Genomic DNA, 18655 nt, shown 5'->3' on the forward strand with positions numbered 1-18655 from the left:
CGGCGGGACGCTGAAGTTCTGGCACTTCTACGACCCGAAGGCGTCCGACCCCGCGATGGTCGCCCAGTCGAAGTGGTTCGACCGGCTCATCAAGGACTGGAACGACACCCACGACGTCAAGATCGAGCCGTACTTCGTCCCCGGCGTCAGCTACCAGGGCGCGAAGATGGTCACCGCCTTCGCCGCCGGCGCCGGACCCGACATCTTCCTGCTCAGCCCCGGCGACTTCACCCGCTACTACAACGGCGGCATCCTCGCCGACCTCACCCCCCACCTCGACGACGGCGTCGTCGAGGACTACGGCACCAGCCTCACCAGCCGCACCGTGGACGGCAAGGTCTACGCCCTGCCCATGGAGGTCGAGCCGCTGGCCATGTTCTACAACGTCCCCGTCTGGGAGAAGGCCGGCCTGTCCGAGGCCGACATCCCCACCACCTGGGACCAGCTCCTCGACACCGGCGACAAGATCCGCGGCAAGACCGGCGCCGCCGGCCTCGTCTTCCACACCGACCCCGGCTACTACCAGAACTTCACCTGGTACTGCTGGATGTGGCAGGGCGGCGGCGAGGTCGTCGACAAGGCCGGCAACGTCGCCTTCGACTCCAAGGGCGCCCGCCAGGCCCTCGCCCTGTGGCAGGACGCCGTCGAGGCCGGCATCGCACCCCGTACGCTCCCCGCCGCCGACGACCGCATCACGGCCTTCACCTCCGACCTGGCCGGCATGTGGCAGATCGGCATCTGGGAGATCCAGGCGTTCAAGGCCGGCGCCCCCGACCACGAGTACGGGGTCTTCAAGCTGCCCGTACCGCCCGGCGGCGAGTACACCACCACCCTCGGCGGCTGGTCGTTCTGCGCCAGCACCCAGGGCGCCAACCCCGACGCCGCCGCCGAGTTCTGCGGCTGGGCCCTCGGCGGCATGTCGGACGAGTCCATCGACCGCACCGTCGAGTGGTGTACGGGCGTGAAGTCCGACATCTCCCCGCGCACCTCGGCCCTGGAGCGCGGCGCGGAGCGCGGCGGCTACGACTCCTGGGCGATGAAGAAGTTCAAGGAGGACATCTTCCCCGGCGGTCGCGCCGAGCCCCGCTACCCGCCGATCGTCTACAAGGCGATCTCCGACGCCATCCAGGCCACCATGCTCGCCGGCAAGGGCGTGGAGGGCGAGGCGGACCGGGCGGCCCAGACCATCGACGCCTTTTTGAAGAGCTACCAAGGGGCGAGCCTGATTTGACGTCCTCCCCCTCGTGACGAGGGGGATTCCAAGCCGAAGCCCCAGCTCTACGCGGAGAGGAGGAGATCGGATTGAGGTTCACGGTGCACCGGCCCGCTGGCGCAGGGCCCTTCCCGTGCAGCAACCGCCCGCCCGGCGGCCGTCTTGACGTTCCGTGCGGCGTTGACGTCGGCGTTGTCCGTGTGCCCGCAGGCGCGGCACCGGAAGACGGCTTGGCTCTCGCGCGCCTCCCGGTCCACCATCCCGCAGGCCGAGCAACACTGGGACGTATACGCCGGGTCCACCCGGATCACGCGGCCGGGGGCCTTGTCCTCCAGCCGAGCTGCGAAGGCCCCCCATGCAGACCGCAGGATGCCGCGGTTCAAGCCTGCTTTCTGCCGCACCCGCGAGCCTGGAGCCTCGGCTGTGCCCTTGGCCGAGGCCGTCATCCCTCGCACATCAAGGGCTTCGATGCCGATCACATCGAAGCCCGCGGCAAGGCGGGTGGTGGTCTTCTCCACCCAGTCCCGGCGGCGGTCTGCCTCGCGGGCCTTCAGCCGGGCAAGGGTGGATCTCACTCTCCGGCGCCGGTTCGAGCCCCGCTGGCACCGGGCCAGACGCCGCTGCAACAACAAAAGGCGGCGCCCCTCGCTCTCCCGCAGCCGTGGCGCATGCAGCAACTCTCCGGTGGACAGGGCCGCGGAGACGGCCACGCCGCGATCGACACCCACCACCGTGCCGTTCCCGGGCGCCGGAATCGCGTCAGGAACGGCGGCGAAGGCCACATGCCACCGACCTGCCCGATCACACGTGACGCGATACGACTTGATGCCCCCGGGCACGGCACGAGACCAGCGGAACCGGACCCAGCCGACCTTCGGCACCCTCACCTCGCCGCTGCTGCGAGACAGCCGCCGCACATCGCCCGGCTTCACCGCGACGATGCGGAATCCCTCATGGCACCCGGCCTTGCGCCACGACGGCCGCCGGTGCCTGCCGGCGAAGAAGTGCGCCATGGCCTGGGCAAAGTCCCGCAGCGCCTGCTGCTGCACGGTCTGCGACCCTCCGGCCAGCCACGGGTTCACCGCGCGGGCCTCGGTCAACTGCCGGGCCTGGGCAACATAGCCAGGTGCCGGACCGCGCCGGGGAGTCCACCAGGAGTGCTGCTCCACCGCCAGATTCCACACGAAACGTGCATGCGCACAGTGCCGACGCAGAGTCTCCACCTGGTCAGGCGCAGGGCACAGACGGTAACGGGACATGCACAGAACTTACCGGCTCCCACTGACAACACCCCTCTACTCCGGTGGCAGAACGGAACTTCCTGTGCCGCCCGACACGAACTCCGCTCCCTCTCTCGGCTGAAGCCGGGCGCATTCGCAAGGGAACCCATATGACCAGCATCACCACACACCGGCAGCGCGCCCCCGGCGCCGCCGCGAAGCGGGCCGCCCCCGTGGGCCGCCGGCGCCTCGGCCGCAAGGGCCGCGAGCGGCTGGCCGCCGCGCTGTTCCTGCTGCCCGACGGCCTCGGCCTGGCGCTCTTCGTGGTCCTGCCGATGCTGCTGTCGTTCGTGCTGAGCTTCTTCCAGGTCTCGGGCTTCGGCTCGTACGAGTGGATCGGCGTCGGCAACTACGAACGCATGGTCAACGACCCGTACTTCTGGTCCTCGATGGGGGTCACCGCGAAGTACGTCGTCCTCATGGTGCCGACGCTGTTCGTCGTCAGCCTCAGCCTCGGCGTGCTGATGAAGCAGATGCTGCCCGGCATGTCGGTCTACCGGACCGCGCTCTTCCTGCCCCACATGCTGAGCCTGGTCGTCGTCGGCCTGCTGTGGAAGTTCATGCTCGACGACCAGACCGGCGTGGTGAACAAGGCCGGCGGCGAGCTGGGCCTGGGCGCCCGCTCCTGGCTCGGCGACCCCGGCCTCGCGCTGTACGCGGTGATCGCGGTCACGGTCTGGTACTTCATGGGCTATTACATGATTATTTTCCTGGCGGGTCTCAACGAGATCCCCCGGGAGCTGTACGAGGCCGCGAAGATCGACGGCGCCGGCCCCTGGACCTCGTTCCGGCAGATCACCTGGCCGCTGCTGAAGCCCACCAGCTTCTTCGTCCTCATCGTCAGCACGGTCGCCGCGATCACCGGCACCTTCGACCTCATCTTCGTGCTGACCGACGGCGGTCCCGCCAACGGCACCGCCGTGGCGATGTTCTACATCTACCAACAGGCGTTCGTCTTCGGCGAGTACGGCTACGCCGCGGCCCTGGGCTCGTTCCTCGTGCTCGTGATGGTCGCCCTGTCCTGGCTGATCTTCAAGGCGACCAAGGGCGGGAGGTTCGACGATGAGCACTGACACCCTGGCCGACGGCAGCCCCGCCGCCCGCCCCACCCCGCTGCGCGGCCCCGGCCGGCGCCGCGCCCGCGCCGGGCTCACGGTGCTGGCCATCGTGCTGTCGGTGCTGAGCGTCTTCCCGGTCCTGTGGCTGATCACCTCGGCGCTCAAGCCGCGCGAGGCCGTCACCGACGGCAAGCTGCTCCCCGACGACGTCACCTGGGAGAACTTCCGCTACGTCCTCACCGAGGTGGCCTTCGACCGCTGGCTGTGGAACAGCTTCTTCACGGCCGCGATCATCACGGTCCTCGCGCTCTTCTTCCACTCGATGGCCGCCTACGCCCTCGCCCGCCTGCGCTTCCCCGGCCGCGACGGCATCTTCGTCGTCATCTTCTCCACGCTGCTGATCACCCCGCCGGTGATCCTCATCCCGCTGTTCATCGTGGTCCGCGAGATGGGCATGCTCGACAGCTACGCGGCCCTCATCATCCCGCCGCTCTTCAACGCCTTCGGCATCTTCCTCCTGCGCCAGTTCTACCTCGGCATCCCGCGGGAGCTGGAGGAGGCGGCGATCGCCGACGGCGCCGGCTACTGGCGGATCTACTGGAGCATCATCCTGCCGCTGTCCCGGCCCATCCTCGCCGCGCTGTCGGTGTTCTTCTTCCTCGCCAACTGGAACGCCTTCGCCTGGCCGCTGGTCGCCACCAGCAGCGAGAACCTGACCGTCACCCAGGTCGGCATCGCGTCCTTCACCACCCAGTACGGCTCGAACTGGAACTACATCCTCGCCGCCGCCGTGGTCGCGGTGATCCCGATGCTGATGCTCTTCCTCTTCTTCCAGCGCCAGATGGTCGAGTCCATCAAGACCTCCGGCCTCAAGTAACCACAACCGCACGCAATTGGAGGCCAGCCACATGGCACGCATCGGTCTGCTGTCCATCTCCGACGGCCGGGACTACGTCCAGCGGGACGTACGCGACCACGTCTCCCGCGCCGCGCGCGAGCTGGCGGCCATGCTCGGCGAGGCCGGGCACGAGGTGATCGTCGCGCCCGAGCACGTGGAGTCCAACGTCCTCGCCACCTCGCAGGCCCGCTGGCTCGCCGAGCGGCACGTGGACGTGACGATCTTCCACCACTCCGTGTGGACCTTCCCGCACTTCACCATGCTGGCCGCGGAGGCCACGACGGGGCCGATCCTGATGGTCGCCAACCTCGACCCGCAGTTCCCCGGCATGGTCGGCCTCCTCGCCGGCGCGGGCGGCCTCGACCAGATCGGCCGCGTCCACGCCCGCGCCTGGGGCGACCTGGCGGATCCCGCGGTACGGGACCGGATCCTCACCCACGTCCGCGCGGGCGCCGCCGTCCAGCAGCTGCGCGGCTCCACCTTCGGCCGGATCGGCGGCCGGCCCATGGGGATGTACACCGCCACCGCCAACACCGACCAGTGGATGAAGGTCTTCGGCGTCGACGTCGAGGAGATCGACCAGTGGGAGATCGTGCGGCGCAGTGAGCACGCCGACGCGGCGCGGGTGAAGAACGCCCGTACCTGGATCGAGCGGCACGCGGCCGGCGTCCAGTACGACGGCGACCGGCTCACCCCCGAGCTGCTGGAGCGGCAGATCCGCTCGTACTACGCGATGCGCGAGCTGATCGAGGAGTGGAACCTCGACTTCTCCGGCATCAAGGGCCAGCCGGAGCTGACCGCGAACTTCGCCACGATGGACGTCGCCGAGGCGTTCCTCAACGACCCGTACGACTGGGAGGGCCCCAAGGAGACCCACGTCACCTCCACCGAGGCGGACATGGACGCGGCGATGACGATGCAGCTGCTCAAGCTGCTCTCCGGCGACCCGGTGCTCTTCGCCGACGTCCGGCACTACGACAGCGACAAGCAGGTCTGGGACCTGTGCAACTCCGGCCAGCACGCCACCTGGTACGCGGCCCGCTCGGACGACCCCGCGGAGAACCTGCGGCACGTGAGCTTCCTCCCGGAGGTCTTCTACTTCCCCGCCGGCGGCGCCTCCGTCCAGCACCTGGCCGCCCCCGGCGCGATGACCTTCGCCCGGCTGACGCGGCTGCGCGGCGAGTACCGGATGCACGTGATGCGCGGCGACCTGGAGCAGTACGACGCGGAGACCAACGAGCGGATGATGCGGGCCACCACCTGGGAGTGGCCGCACGCCTTCGCGCGGCTGAGCCCCACGGCGGAGGAGTTCCTGACCCGCTTCGGCAGCAACCACATCCACGCGGTCCCCGGCGACTACGTCGCCGACCTCCGCGCGGTCTGCGCCCAACTGGGCATCGCCTACGACGGCTTCGGAGACGCGGCGTAGCCATGACCGAACACGCGGGAACCGCGCCGTTACTGACGATGCGCGGCATCGCCAAGTCCTTCCCCGGCGTGCGCGCGCTCAAGGGGGTCGAGCTGACCGTGCACGCCGGGGAGGTGGTCGCGCTCCTCGGGGAGAACGGCGCGGGCAAGTCGACGCTCATGAACGTCCTCGCCGGGGTGCACCCCGACTACGAGGGCGTCATCGAGCGCGACGGCGCGCCCGCCGCCATCCACTCGCCCAAGGACGCGCAGCGGCACGGCATCGGGATGATCCACCAGGAGCTGAACCTCGTCCCCGAGCTGTCCGTCGCCGAGAACGTCTTCCTCGGCCGCGAGCTGCGCACCGCCCGCGGCACCGTCGACAAGAAGACCCAGGAGGCCCGCGCCCGCGAGCTGCTCGCGGGCCTGGGCCTGGCCGTGCCGCCGCGGCGGCTGGTCAAGCACTGCCGGCTCGCGGAGCAGCAGCTCATCGAGGTGGCGAAGGCCCTCAACCTCGACGTCCGGCTGCTCGTCATGGACGAGCCGACGTCGGCGCTCGCCGACGCCGAGGTACGGCGCCTCTTCGCCGTCATCCGCGACCTGACCGCCCGCGGCGTCGGCGTCGTCTACATCTCCCACCGGCTGGAGGAGCTGGAGGAGATCGCCGGCACCGTCACCGTGCTGCGCGACGGCGCGTACGTCGGCACCCGCCGCATGGCGGAGACCACCCGGGCCGAGCTGGTCCGGCTCATGGTCGGCCGCCCGCTCGGCGAGCTGTTCCCGCGCCGCCCCGAGCAGCACCGCGGCGGCGAGGTGCGGCTCGCCGCCGAGGGGCTGTCGTACGCCTCGCAGGACGGCGGCCCGTCGCTGTACGGCGTGGACGTGTCCGTACGCGCCGGGGAGATCGTCGGGATCGCCGGGCTGATGGGCGCCGGGCGCAGCGAGGTGCTCCAGGCGCTCTTCGGGCACTACGGCGCGCGGGCGCACGGCCGGATCACCGTGGACGGCCGCCGGTACCGGCCGCGCAGCCCCGGCCACGCCATCCGCCGCGGCCTCGCGCTGGTCGCGGAGGACCGCAAGGGGCAGAGCCTCGTCACGGCCAACACCGTGCGGTTCAACGGCTCCCTCGCCGCCCTGGCCCGCTACCGCACCCCGTGGCGCACGGTGCACAGGCGCCGCGAACGGGCCGCGGTCGCCGGGCAGATCGAGGCGCTGAAGGTGAAGACGCCCGGCATGGAGACCGCCGTAGAGCACCTGTCCGGCGGCAACCAGCAGAAGGTCGTCCTCGCCAAGTGCTTGCTGACCAGGCCGAGCGTGCTGCTCATGGACGAGCCGACGCGCGGCATCGACGTCGGCGCCAAGGCCGAGATCCACCGGCTCATGGACGAACTGGCCGCGCAGGGCACCGCGATCCTCGTGGTCTCCTCCGAGCTGCCCGAGCTGATCGGCATGTGCGACCGGGTGCTGGTGCTCTGCGAGGGCCGGCTGACCGGCGAGTTCCACCGCGATCCGGCGCGCGGGCCGCAGGTCGGCCAGGAGGCCGTCCTCACGGCGGCGATGGCGCGCGAGACCGTCACCACCCACCACCTTCGAGGGACGCGGAGCTGACGCGGAGATGACCAAGACCCAGCCGGACCCGGCGCCCGCCGGCGGCGAAGGCCCGGACGGCAGCGGCGGCCCGGACGGCACCGGTGCCGTGTCGCGGGCCCGGCGGATCCTGCCGGTGCTCGGCTCGCTGCAGGCGTACATCGGCCTGATCCTCATCGTCGCCATCGGCGTGATCACCAAGGGCGACATCTTCCTCAACCAGACCAACCTGACCAACGCCGTGGGCGCGTTCGCCACCCGCGGCATCCTCGCGGTCGGCGTCACGCTGGTCATCCTGGCGGCGGGCATCGACCTGTCGGTCGGCTCGCTGATGGGCTTCGCCTCGATGTCCGCGGCCATCATGGTGGCGCACCACGACATGCCCGTCTGGCTGATCGTGCCCGCGTGCATGCTCATCGGCGCCGGCTTCGGCCTGGCCAACGGCATCGGCACCGCCTGGCTGAAGATCCAATCGTTTGTCATGACTCTGGCGATGATGTCGATCGCCAGAGGGCTCGACCGCAAAATGAGCGACAACGAGTCGGTCGGCACGCTGGTCGCCGGCCCGGACGGCGAACTCACCGAGAACTCCGAGTCGTTCCAGAAGCTCGGCACCCCCGACAACAACGTCCTCGAAGGCATCCTCGGCCCGGACGGCATCTACTTCCCCGTCCTCGCCTTCCTCATGGTCTGCGTCGTCTTCCACCTCCTGCTGTCCCGCACCACCTTCGGCCGGCACATCTACGCCGTCGGCGGCAACCCCACCGCCGCCCGGCTCTCCGGCATCAACGTCACCTTCGTCATCATCGCCGTCTTCACCCTCTCCGGGATGCTCGCCGGCTTCGCCGGACCCATCGACGCGGCGTACAGCGTCTCCGCCGACCCGCAGGCCGGCTACACGTACGAACTCGACGCCATCGCCGCCGCCGTCATCGGCGGCGCCTCGCTCGCCGGCGGCAAGGGCACGATCATCGGCACCTTCGTCGGCGCGCTGATCCTCACCCTGCTCGACAACGTCCTCGGCCTGAACGCCGTCGACGACAACTGGCAGCTGGTCATCAAGGGCTCGATCGTCGTCCTTGCGGTCGTGCTGCAACGCCCCGACCTGCTGCAGAGCATCAAGAACGGCATCGACAGGCTACGCGGCGGCCGATCCCGTACGGGCCCGGGGCGCACCCCGTCCAAGGCCCGGGTCCCCGGCCCCGCCTCCGCACCCGCCTCAGAGGAGACTCCACGATGAGCAGCAGCACCCGCACCCTCCGCCGAGCGCTCAGCGCCGCCACCGCCGTGCTCGCGGCGACCGCCCTGGCCGCCGGCTGCGCCTCGAAGACCGAGGAGGGCGACGGCGGCGAGAAGGGCGCCGGCGACGAGTTCGTCATCGGCTACTCGCAGGCCAACAACGCCGAGCCGTACCGCGCCCAGCTCAACAAGCAGCTGGAGCACTACGTCAAGGACCACCCGGACCTGAAGCTCCTGCCGATCGCCGACGCCCAGCAGGACAACGCGCAGCAGGTCAGCCAGATCCAGCAGTTCGTGCAGCAGAAGGTCGACATCCTCATCGTCTCGCCGAACGAGCCCGCCCCCGTCACCCCCGCCGTCGAGCAGGCGTGCGCCGCCGGCATCCCCGTGATCATCCTGGACCGCACCGTCGACACCGAGTGCTACACGTCCTTCATCGGCGGCGACAACTACGAGATCGGCAAGAAGGCCGGCGAAGCCGTCGCCCGCGAACTGCCCGACGGCGGCAACGTCGCCGAGCTGCGCGGCCTGCTCTCCACCGAGCCGCAGAAGCAGCGCCACGACGGCTTCATGGAGGCCATCGCGGCGAACCCGGACATCAAGGTCGTCGAGGAGCGCGAGGGCAAGTGGCTCCAGCCCGAGGGCACGAAGATCATGCAGCAGTGGCTCGCCCGCGGCACGGACATCGACCTCGTCTACGCCCACAACGACCCCATGGCCATCGGCGCCCAGCAGGCGGCGAAGGCCGCGGGCAAGGACGAGATCAAGTTCATCGGCATCGACGGCCTCGCCATCCCCGACGGCGGCATCCGCGCCGTCCAGCAGGAGCGGATGGCGTACACCTACCTGTACCCGACCGGGGCGGAGGAGGCGGCGCAGACCGCCGCCGACATCGCCGCGGGCGAGAAGGTGGAGAAGAAGCAGACCCTCGGCACGGTGGAGATCACCAAGGACAACGCCGAGGACGTCTACGCCAAGTACGACATGAGCGGGAAGGTCGACTGACAACCATGGGGCTCCTCCTCGGCATCGACATCGGCACCTCGTCGTCCAAGGGCGTGCTCGTCCGCGGCGACGGCACGCTCGTCGCCCAGGCCGTACGCGAACACGCCACCGCCACCCCGCGGCCCGGCTGGGTCGAGCACGATGCCGAGGAGGTGTGGTGGGCCGACTTCACCGCGCTCACCGCCGAGCTGACGGCCGCGGCGGGCGCCGCGGGGGAGGGGGTCGACGCCGTCGGCGTCAGCGGGATCGGGCCGTGCCTGCTCCCCGTCGACGAGGCCGGCACCCCGCTGCGCCCCGCGATCCTCTACGGGGTCGACACCCGGGCCGGCGCCGAGATCGAGGCGCAGACCGCCCGGTACGGCGCGGAGGCCGTCATCGCGCAGTGCGGCTCGCCGCTGACCAGCCAGGCCGTGGGCCCCAAGCTGGAGTGGCTGCGGCGGCACGAGCCGCAGGTGTACGCCCGTACCCGCCGCTGGTACATGGCCAGTTCGCTGCTCGCGCACCGGCTCACCGGCGCGTACGTCCTGGACCACCACTCCGCGAGCCAGTGCACGCCGCTGTACGACCTGCGCGAGCGGCGCTGGCTCGCGGAGCGGTGCGAGGAGGTCGCGCCGGGGCTCCAGTGGCCGGAGCTGGTGTGGCCGTCCGACGTCGTCGGGGAGGTCACCCCCGCCGCCGCTGCCGCCACGGGCCTGCCCGCCGGGATCCCCGTCGTCGCCGGGACGGTCGACGCCTGGGCGGAGTCCACGGCGGTCGGCGCCACCGGCGCGGGGGACCTGATGCTGATGTACGGCACGACGATGTTCCTGGTCAACGTCGTCGAGCAGCCGGTGTCCAGCCCGAAGCTGTGGGGTACGGCGGGGGCGTTCGCCGGCACGTACTGCCTGGCCGCAGGCATGGCCACCTCCGGCGCCGTCACCGGCTGGCTGCGCGACCTCACCGGCTCCGACTACGCCACCCTCGCCGCCGAGGCCGCCGCCGTCCCGCCGGGCGCCGAAGGGCTGCTGATGCTCCCGTACTTCGCGGGCGAACGCACCCCGCTCTTCGACCCCGACGCCCGCGGCCTCCTCCACGGCCTCACCCTGCGCCACACCCGCGGCCACCTCTACCGCGCCGCGCTGGAGGCCACCGCGTACGGCGTCCGCCACAACCTCGCCGCGATGACCGAGGCCGGCGGGGCACCGGCCCGGCTCGTCGCGGTCGGCGGCGGCGCCCGCGAGCTGTGGACGCAGATCGTCTCCGACGTCACCGGCCGGGAGCAGCAGATCCCCCGCCACCTCGTCGGCGCCGCGTACGGTGACGCATTCCTTGCCGCCGTCGGCGCCGGTACGGCGTCCCCGCAGGACATCGCCGGCTGGAACCCCGTCGAGTCGACGGTCACCCCTGACCCCGCCGCGGGCCGCGTCTACGCCCAGCTCTACGGCCACTACCTGGACCTCTATCCGGCGACGAAGGACATCGCGCACGCGCTCGCCGCCCGCCAGCACGCGGACGCCTGACCGGGGCCGGGCCGCAGGCCGCTATCACGCGTCTGTGACTGCATGGTTGCTTTCCTGCCATCGAAGACGCGACCTTGTTTCGCTAATCTCGTTGAGGCACGACGGGGGCAGGTGGCTCCCCTCCCAGAAGCGACGGAGGGAACCGCACGATGAGAGCGCGTAGGAACGGTACGGGCACGGGCGCGGTGGCCGCCGCCGCGGCGGTCGCAGCCGCGCTGCTGCTGGCCGGCTGCGGCGGTGACGACGGGGGTTCGTCGTCCGGCGACAAGATCGAGGGCGCGCGGTCGGGCGACGACGAGCCGTCCGCCGAGCCGTCCGAAAAAGACCCCGGCGCCCCGCGGTTCGACCTCCCGGACGACGTGAAGGTCGAGGTCGCCGAGGACGCCACGGGCGACGGGCAGAAGGACGCGATCCTGCGGGACCACGGCTACGCGCTGATGGCCCAGCAGGAGGCGTACGCGGCGACCGAGGCGACGCCGAACTTCTCGCGGTACTGGGCCGGCGAGGCCGCCGCGACGTTCGAGGCCGACTTCGCCGAGTACCGCAAGGACGGCGTCACCATCACCGGGCTCGACACCTTCTACTTCCGCGAGGTCACCTCGGTGCAGGACGGCCGCGCCGTCGTCGCGTACTGCGAGGACCAGAGCGGGGCGTATCTGAAGAACGCCGAGAGCGGGAAGGTCGACAAGACCCCGACCACGCTCAACTCCTACATCGACGCGCGCGCCACGATGGAGAAGAGCGGCGGCGGCTGGAAGGTCGTGGACTACCAGGCAACCAGGGGGAGCAAGGAATGTCGCGACGAAGCCTGACACCACACGGGACGCGCGCGGCCGTGACGGTCGCCGCGCTGGCCTGCGGCCTGCTGATCGCCTCGGCGGGCGGCGCGGCGGCCGACCGGGAGAGCCCGACCGTCACACCCGGCGCCGACACCGGCAACGGCGACATCGGCTCCAGCGTGCGGTACGAGTACCACAGCCCCGGCGGCGGCCAGCCGATGACCAGCTCGTCCGGCAACTGGTCGCCGCCGGTGTGCTGGTTCGAGCCCCGGTACACCAACGACGCGCTGGCCAAGCACAACGAGGAGATGGAGGAGAAGGGCCCGCTGGAGGGCATCGACCACGACACCGCGGAGAATCGCGAAGAGGAGACCGACGCCCACAAGGACAAGGACGGCATGTGGTGGGAGCGCACCCCCGTCATGTCGCCGCGCTCCTGTGAGATCGGCGAGCTGTGGATCTGGGTGGACCGCGGCGACCCCGACCCGCCGGCCGAGGCCGTCGACCCGGAGATCCTCGCGGGGCTGGCGTACGACAGGACCAAGCTCCCGGCGCCGCCGGTGGACCTCAAGCCCGACGAGGACCGCAACGTGGTGAACCTGCCCACGAAGATCGAGTTCAGCGAGCCGCTGGACCGCGTCTGGACGACGGCGAGCCTCGTCAACGCGGAGGCGGGCGTCAACATCGCGGCCACGACCGTCGCCGAGCCGGTCTCGCTGCGCATCGACGCGGGCACGGAGTACGCGGAGCCGTCGTCCTGCACGTACGACCTGGTCGAGGCGGACGGCGGCTACGAGGTCAACAGCGAGGGCGCCGGCTGCAACATCACGTACCGCAAGTCGTCCGGCGAGGGTACGTACCCGATGGAGGCCCAGATCGTCTGGGACGTCACGTGGAACCCGACGGCGAGCCCCGACGGGGAGCCCGCGAACGGCGATCTGCCCGACGGGCTGTCGGTCTCCGAGCAGGAAGTGACCGTGAAGGAGATCCAGACGGTCGTCCGCTGACCTGGTTCTTTATTCTGATCGAGGCGCCCCCGGCCGGAGAGGCCGGGGGCGCCTCGCACTGTGCCGAACGAAGGAAACCGTCATGCGCAAGCTCGTCTACTACATCGCCGGCACCGTCGACGGCTTCATCGCCGGCCCGGACGGCTCCGACCCCACCGGACCGGGCGGCTTCTGGCCCGTCCCCGCCGACTACGTGCAGTACCTCATCGCGCACTACCCCGAGACGCTGCCCGTCATGGCCCGCGAGGCGCTGGACGTCACGGCGGAGGGCAGCCACTTCGACACGGTCCTGGAGGGCCGCAAGTCGTACGAGATCGGGCTGGCGGCCGGCGTGCCCGACGCGTACCCGCACCTGCGGCACCTGGTGTTCTCCACGACGCTGGGCGAGAGCCCGGCCGAGGCCGTCGAGGTGGTCGCCGGGGATCCGGCGGCGCGGGTGGCGGAGCTGAAGCGCGAGGACGGCAAGGACATCTGGCTCATCGGCGGCGGCGCGCTGGCCGGGGCGCTGTACGGGGAGATCGACCGGCTGATCGTCAAGCTGGGGCCGCTGACGACGGGCGCGGGGATCCCGCTGTTCGGCCGCGAGGCGGCGTTCGACCCGCGGGTGTGGAAGCTGGCGGGGCACGAGGTGCTGGAGAGCGGGGCGGTGTTCCTCACGTACGACCGGTGAGAAGCGGGGCGGACCGGGCGGCGGCGCGCCCTCCCGGAAGACGCCTCCGCGTGTGAAGTGCCGCGTGAAGTGCGTGGTCACCCGAACGGGCCACCGACGCGGCGGGCGCCGCCGCCGCCTACAGGCGGACGACGACCAGCGCGGTGTCGTCGGTGAGGCCGGCAGGGGGGAGGAGGTCGGCCAGCAGCGCGTCGGCGAGCCGTTCCGGATCCTCGGTGCCGTGGCGGGCGATCGAGTCGGCCAGCCGGGCCAGGCTGACGTCGATGTCCTCGTGCCGCCGCTCGACCAGGCCGTCGGTGTACAGGACGAGGACGCAGTCCTCGGTGAACGTCACGCCGGCCTCGGGGCGGTCGGCGTGCTCGGGGCGCGCGCCGAGGGGCGGATCGGTGGCCTGGTCGAGGTAGGTGACGGTGCCGTCCGGGTGCCAGAGCACCGGGGGGAGGTGGCCGGCGCTGCTGTACGTGAGGGACTGGCCGGCCCAGTCGATGAACACGGAGGCGGCGGTGGCGGTGGCCTCGTGGTCGTCGACGGACCTGGCGTACCGGCCGAGCACCTCCAGGGCCTGGGCGGGGCCGTCCGCGACGAGCGAGGCGGCGGAGAGCGCGCTGCGGAGCTGCCCCATGACACCGGCCGCCCGCAGCCCGTGGCCGACCACGTCGCCGACGGTCACGACCGTGCGGTTGCCGCCGGGGCGGTCGACGATGTCGTACCAGTCGCCGCAGACGTTCAGCGACGCGACCGCGGGCCGGTAGCGCACGGCGGCGCGGTGGCGGCCGAGCGGACTGGGCGCGGGCAGCATCGCCTCCTGAAGCTGGAGCGCGACCTCGTGTTCGTGCGCGTGGGCCAGGCGCAGGCGCTCGTTGACCTCCTGCAGTTCCCGGGCCCGGGCGTACAGCTCGGCTTCGAGGACCTGGCTGCGGTCCCGGCCACCGCGGGCCCGGATGAGTTCGGTGACCTCCTCGACCCGGTGCAGCAGCAGGGCCACGGTCCCGTCCGGCGCGAAGACGGGCACGTTCACCGGGCTCCAGTACCGCTCCTCCCACACCCCGGGCCGGTCGGGGGACTCCACGTCGTAGCGCTGGAGGGCCATGGCGTCGCGCTGCCCGGTGGCCGCGGCCCGGCGCAGGGAGGCGGCCAGGTTGCGCGTCCCGCTCGCCCCGGGGTCGTCGGGGTTGTCGGGGAAGACGTCGAACACGTAGCGGCCGATCACCTGCCTGCGGGTGCGCCCCGACATCGACCAGTACGCATCGTTGGCGTCCACGTAGACCAGGTCCGTGGTCAGCAGCGCCACCGCGTTCGGCAGGGCCTGGAAGACGGCCTGGTAGTCGATCACGGGTCCGTTCTCCGTCCGCCTGCCCGCGCCTCGTGCGTTCCGGTCGCGTATGTCTTCACGGTAGGGACTGGACGCGGGATCTGCCCGTCGTGCGCGGCCGACCGTGGGTCGTCGGGGGTCGGCCTCCGGGCCGGGGGCTCACGCCCGCGGCGGCCGGTGGCGGGGCCGGTGGCGTAGGCGGAAACGGCTCTCCCGCTCGTCGGCGGTCAGCAGTTCCTGCTGCTCGCGTTTGAGTGCCGCGTACGCACCGCGCACGTAGGCCGGGTAGACGTCGCCGGGATGCCCGATGTACGCGCCGTCCGCCTCGGCCCCCTGCGTGCCCGCGGCGCGGGACACCTCGGCGTAGGAGACGTGGGCGCAGAACATGCGCAGCTCGTCGGGCATGGCCTCCTCCCGCAGCAGGTCCCCGTTCGAGAGGATCAGGTCGCGCATCTTCACGTTCGCGGGAAACAGCGCGTGGTCGAGCCACTTCGTCCAGCCGACCGCGAGGGTGTCCTTCGTGCGGTCCCCCCTGCCGGGCAGGCCGGCCGCCATGAGGCCCTGGTAGATGCACTCGTTGACGTCGACGAGCACGTACAGCGGGCCGTACAGCTCCCTCAGCTGCGTGTTGACGCGCAGCAGACGGGCCTGGCGCCGTTCGGCCCGCATCTGCGCGTACTGGTTCAGTGCGAAGACGAGAGCGGCGACGACGACGGTCGTGCACGCGCTGATGACGGCTGCTGCCACGCTCGGGCCGTCACCGCCGCTTGCGGGCGGAGAGCTGCCGGTCCAGGAAGCTGCTCATCCCCGGGTACGCCCACTTCCGGGAGTCCCAGCACTCGATCTCGCGGTCGGGGGCGACCCGGAGGCGCGGCTTGTGGCCCCGCCCCGGCCATTCGTCGTCCAGCGCCAGCGCCAGGTACTCGGCCACGTCGCCCTTCGAGTACCAGTTGGTGTCCGACCGGCGCATGAGGTAGACGTCCATCCCCGCGTGGACGGCGACGCGCAGCTCGTAGCGGAGGAACGCGGCGTTGCGGCGGTCCGCGACCAGGTACCGGGGGTCGCGGGCCAGGAGCGCGACCATGCAGCTCGACCGGCCCACGTTCTTCCTGATGCCGCCCAGGATCGCGTCCCTGTTCCCGTTCGCCCCCGGGTTCAGCTGCGTGGTCCACATGTCCTTGACGGCGACCGTACGGTCGCGGGGGTAGCGGTCGGCGATGTCCTGGACGTCGTGGTCCTGCCAGGGAGCGCGCTGGTGCCACCGCGCGTTCCTCCGGAACCCGTCGAACCTGTTCTTGGTCTGGCGGTCCTCTCCGGTCGCGGCGTACATGTTCATGCCGCCGAAGGCGAAGTAGACGGGCAGTTGCGCAGGCATGTGTCCCCCCGGTCGTCTCTGGCTTTCACCCGGCCGGTCCGCGGCCGCCGACCAGGGTGCCGCCGGCGGCGTCCCGCGGCTATCCCGGCGGCGCACCCGCTGTCCCCATTGCGAAGTGCGCCGTTCCCGGCTGCCTCCCGTTCCCTGGCGTTCACGTCCCCGGTGGACCAGACTGCATCTGTCGCAAGTGCTTCGAGGAAGAGGCATGAACGTGTCCGTGCCGCGGCCGTACCTGCCGTTATCCCGGTTCCAGCAACTGCGCACCCGCGATCTCGACCAGGCGCGCGAAGTGGTGGGCGACGTGTTCTGCCCGCACCGGCTCACCTCCCTGGACGGCTCCCGCAGGTTCGACACCCGGTTCCACGCTGCCGCCGCCGGCCGCGTGAGCCTGTGCTACCTGGACTACGGCGGCCGGGTCCACATCGCGCCCGAGGCGCAGGGCACGTTCTATCTGGTGCTGATCCCGCTCGCCGGCCAGGCCGAGCTGGGCGACGGGCCGCTGCGCGCCGCGTACGGCCCCGGGGCGGCGGGCGTGCCCCCGGTGGACCGCGGTTACACGATCCGCGTCGGTGCGGAGAGTCCCCATCTCGTCGTACGGATCGTCCGCGAGCACCTGGAGCGGCACCTGCGCGGGATGCTGGGCAGGCGCGTCGCGGAGCCGGTCCGGTTCGACCTCGGGATGGACATGGCCGCCCCGGCCCTGCGCTCCTGGCGGCGCGTCCTCGACCTGCTCCTCGACGAGATCGAGGGCGGCGGCCGCATCCCCCTGCACCCGCTGGCCATGCGCGACATGGAGCGGCTGCTGCTCACCCAGCTGCTCCTCGGACAGCCCCACAACTACTCCGCCCTCCTCCACGAGCCGCCCCGCGACGCACCGCCCAGAGCGATCCGCATGGCCGCCGAGCTGATCGAGGCGCACGCGGCGGAAGAACTCACCGTCGAGGACATCGCCGACGCCGTGGGCGTCGGAGTCCGCGCCCTCCAGGCCGGGTTCCGCCGCCACCTGGACTCCACCCCGACGCGCTTCCTGCGCGAGACCAGACTCCGGCGCGTACGGCAGGAGCTGGCCGCGGCCGACCCCGCCACGACGAAGGTCACCGACGTCGCCGCGCGCTGGGGATTCGTCCACCCCGGCCACTTCTCCGTCTCCTACCGCCGCCGGTACGGCGAGCCGCCGTCCGCGACGCTGCGCCGCTGAAGCCCCGCTTGCGCGGTCACCGATCGGACCGCGCGGGGGCGGGTCTTGTCGTATGTTCGACACATGAGGGTGGGGGCCGAGGGAAATCTCATCGACGGGCGGTTCGAGCTGCTGGAGCGGCTCGGCGGCGGGGGCATGGGGCTCGTCTGGCGGGCGCGCGACATCGTGCTCAAGCGGGACGTCGCCCTCAAGGAGGTACGCCCGCCCGACCCCGAACTGCTGCGGCTGCGGCCCGACGCCGCCGAGATGCTGCGCGCCCGCGTCCTGCGCGAGGCCGTGTCACTGGCCCAGCTCAGCCACCCCAACGTGGTCACCATCCACCACATCGTCAGCAGCGCCGAAGTGGCCCACCCCTGGCTCGTGATGGAGCTGGTCCCCGGCGGGTCCTTCCAGGACCGCCTGCAACGCGGTCCCTGCACCCCCACCGAGACCGCGGAACTCGGCCGCGGCGTCCTGCGCGCGCTGCGCGCCGCGCACGAGGCGGGCATCCTGCACCGGGACGTCAAGCCCGGCAACGTACTCCTGCGCGCCGACGGCACGCCCGTCCTCACCGACTTCGGCATCGCCGCCGTCCGCGAGGCCACCAACCTCACGAACACCGGCGAACTCGTCGGCTCCCCCGACTACATGGCCCCCGAGCGCCTCCGGGGCCGCGACGACGAACCCTCGTCCGACCTCTGGTCGCTGGCGATGATGCTCTACGTCGCCGTCGAGGGCCACCACCCCATGCACCGCGGCTCCACCCTCGCCACGCTGGCCGCGATCCTGGAGGAGGACGTTCCGGAACCCCGCCGGGCGGGCGCCCTCGCCCCCGTGCTGCGGTCGGTCCTGACCAGGGACGTGGCGGCCCGCCCGGACGCCGGGATGCTGGACCTGCTGCTGGCGGAGGCCACGGGCGAGCGCGTACGGACCTTCCCGGGCGGCCCGGTGGCACGGCCGGCGGCGACGCAGGCCCCGGCGGAGTCGGAGTCGGAGTCGGGTACGGGGACGATGGAGTTGGGCACGTCCCGGCGCGGGGGCGCGGCGGCACCCGCGGCGGGCGGGGGCACCGAGCCGGGTACGGGCGGTGCGGAATCGGGCGGTGAGTCCGGCGTAGGAGCCGGCGGCAGGACGACGGGCGGCGGGCCG

17 protein-coding genes are annotated in these 18655 nt (G+C 71.6%); 13 read left to right on the plus strand and 4 right to left on the minus strand.

The window, feature by feature from the left end:
- Positions 1–1231, plus strand: a 1231-nt coding sequence (locus tag H5J30_RS04020) for an ABC transporter substrate-binding protein (protein WP_181785755.1), incomplete at its 5' end; no start/stop codon positions are given.
- 47 nt (positions 1232–1278) lie between these two features.
- On the opposite strand, the gene H5J30_RS04025 is transcribed toward H5J30_RS04020, so the two are convergent.
- Positions 1279–2472, minus strand: a complete 1194-nt coding sequence (locus tag H5J30_RS04025; RefSeq protein WP_181785756.1) for an RNA-guided endonuclease InsQ/TnpB family protein — start codon at positions 2470–2472, stop codon at positions 1279–1281.
- Positions 2473–2603: 131 nt separating this feature from the next.
- On the opposite strand from H5J30_RS04025, the gene H5J30_RS04030 reads away from it, so the two are divergent.
- The 10 genes from H5J30_RS04030 to H5J30_RS04075 all read left to right on the plus strand — a co-directional run bounded on the left by H5J30_RS04030 (position 2604) and on the right by H5J30_RS04075 (position 13642).
- Entirely contained in the window at positions 2604–3566 is a 963-nt protein-coding gene (locus H5J30_RS04030; protein WP_181785757.1) for a carbohydrate ABC transporter permease, read from the plus strand.
- The gene (locus H5J30_RS04035; protein WP_181785758.1) at positions 3556–4428 is read left to right on the plus strand and encodes a carbohydrate ABC transporter permease; all 873 of its coding nucleotides are present in this window, start codon (positions 3556–3558) and stop codon (positions 4426–4428) included. The genes H5J30_RS04030 and H5J30_RS04035 overlap by 11 nt, the downstream gene beginning before the upstream one ends.
- Positions 4429–4459: 31 nt before the next feature.
- A complete protein-coding gene (locus H5J30_RS04040) occupies positions 4460–5878 on the plus strand; it encodes an L-fucose/L-arabinose isomerase family protein (RefSeq protein ID WP_181785759.1) in 1419 nt (472 codons plus the stop codon).
- Positions 5879–5880: 2 nt separating this feature from the next.
- Positions 5881–7464 carry a sugar ABC transporter ATP-binding protein gene (locus H5J30_RS04045; RefSeq protein ID WP_181785760.1) on the plus strand — a complete coding sequence of 528 codons (1584 nt, stop codon included), beginning with the start codon at positions 5881–5883 and terminating at the stop codon, positions 7462–7464.
- Positions 7465–7471: 7 nt separating this feature from the next.
- Positions 7472–8683, plus strand: a complete 1212-nt coding sequence (locus H5J30_RS04050) for an ABC transporter permease (RefSeq protein WP_181785761.1) — start codon at positions 7472–7474, stop codon at positions 8681–8683.
- Positions 8680–9687, plus strand: coding sequence for a substrate-binding domain-containing protein (locus tag H5J30_RS04055; RefSeq protein ID WP_181785762.1), 1008 nt, complete (start codon positions 8680–8682; stop codon positions 9685–9687). Before H5J30_RS04050 ends, H5J30_RS04055 begins: the two co-directional genes overlap by 4 nt.
- 5 nt (positions 9688–9692) lie before the next feature.
- Entirely contained in the window at positions 9693–11186 is a 1494-nt protein-coding gene (locus tag H5J30_RS04060; RefSeq protein ID WP_181785763.1) for an FGGY-family carbohydrate kinase, read from the plus strand.
- Between the two features lie 149 nt (positions 11187–11335).
- Entirely contained in the window at positions 11336–11998 is a 663-nt protein-coding gene (locus H5J30_RS04065; protein WP_181785764.1) for a hypothetical protein, read from the plus strand.
- The gene (locus tag H5J30_RS04070) at positions 11980–12972 is read left to right on the plus strand and encodes a hypothetical protein (protein ID WP_181785765.1); all 993 of its coding nucleotides are present in this window, start codon (positions 11980–11982) and stop codon (positions 12970–12972) included. Before H5J30_RS04065 ends, H5J30_RS04070 begins: the two co-directional genes overlap by 19 nt.
- Before the next feature lie 82 nt (positions 12973–13054).
- The gene (locus H5J30_RS04075) at positions 13055–13642 is read left to right on the plus strand and encodes a dihydrofolate reductase family protein (protein WP_181785766.1); all 588 of its coding nucleotides are present in this window, start codon (positions 13055–13057) and stop codon (positions 13640–13642) included.
- Positions 13643–13760: 118 nt separating this feature from the next.
- Here H5J30_RS04075 and H5J30_RS04080 read toward each other — a convergent pair whose 3' ends face one another.
- The 3 genes from H5J30_RS04080 to H5J30_RS04090 all read right to left on the minus strand — a co-directional run bounded on the left by H5J30_RS04080 (position 13761) and on the right by H5J30_RS04090 (position 16329).
- Entirely contained in the window at positions 13761–14975 is a 1215-nt protein-coding gene (locus tag H5J30_RS04080; protein ID WP_309505428.1) for a PP2C family protein-serine/threonine phosphatase, read from the minus strand.
- A 138-nt stretch (positions 14976–15113) separates the two neighbouring features.
- Positions 15114–15701: a hypothetical protein gene (locus H5J30_RS04085; RefSeq protein WP_181785767.1), complete on the minus strand. Its 588-nt coding sequence runs from the start codon at positions 15699–15701 to the stop codon at positions 15114–15116.
- 10 nt (positions 15702–15711) lie between these two features.
- On the minus strand, positions 15712–16329 hold the full coding sequence (locus tag H5J30_RS04090; protein ID WP_181785768.1) for a hypothetical protein: 618 nt from the start codon (positions 16327–16329) through the stop codon (positions 15712–15714).
- A 205-nt stretch (positions 16330–16534) separates the two neighbouring features.
- Here H5J30_RS04090 and H5J30_RS04095 point away from each other — a divergent pair, with 205 nt between their 5' ends.
- Together H5J30_RS04095 and H5J30_RS04100 are read left to right on the plus strand one after the other, a co-directional pair.
- Positions 16535–17527 (plus strand): AraC family transcriptional regulator, encoded by a 993-nt coding sequence (locus H5J30_RS04095; RefSeq protein ID WP_220188515.1) that lies wholly within the window; start codon positions 16535–16537, stop codon positions 17525–17527.
- 63 nt (positions 17528–17590) lie between these two features.
- The coding region (locus tag H5J30_RS04100; RefSeq protein WP_258563082.1) for a serine/threonine-protein kinase at positions 17591–18655 on the plus strand (1065 nt) is incomplete at its 3' end.

The sequence above is a fragment of the Streptomyces phytophilus genome (assembly GCF_013870535.1).
Lineage (GTDB): Bacteria > Actinomycetota > Actinomycetes > Streptomycetales > Streptomycetaceae > Streptomyces > Streptomyces phytophilus.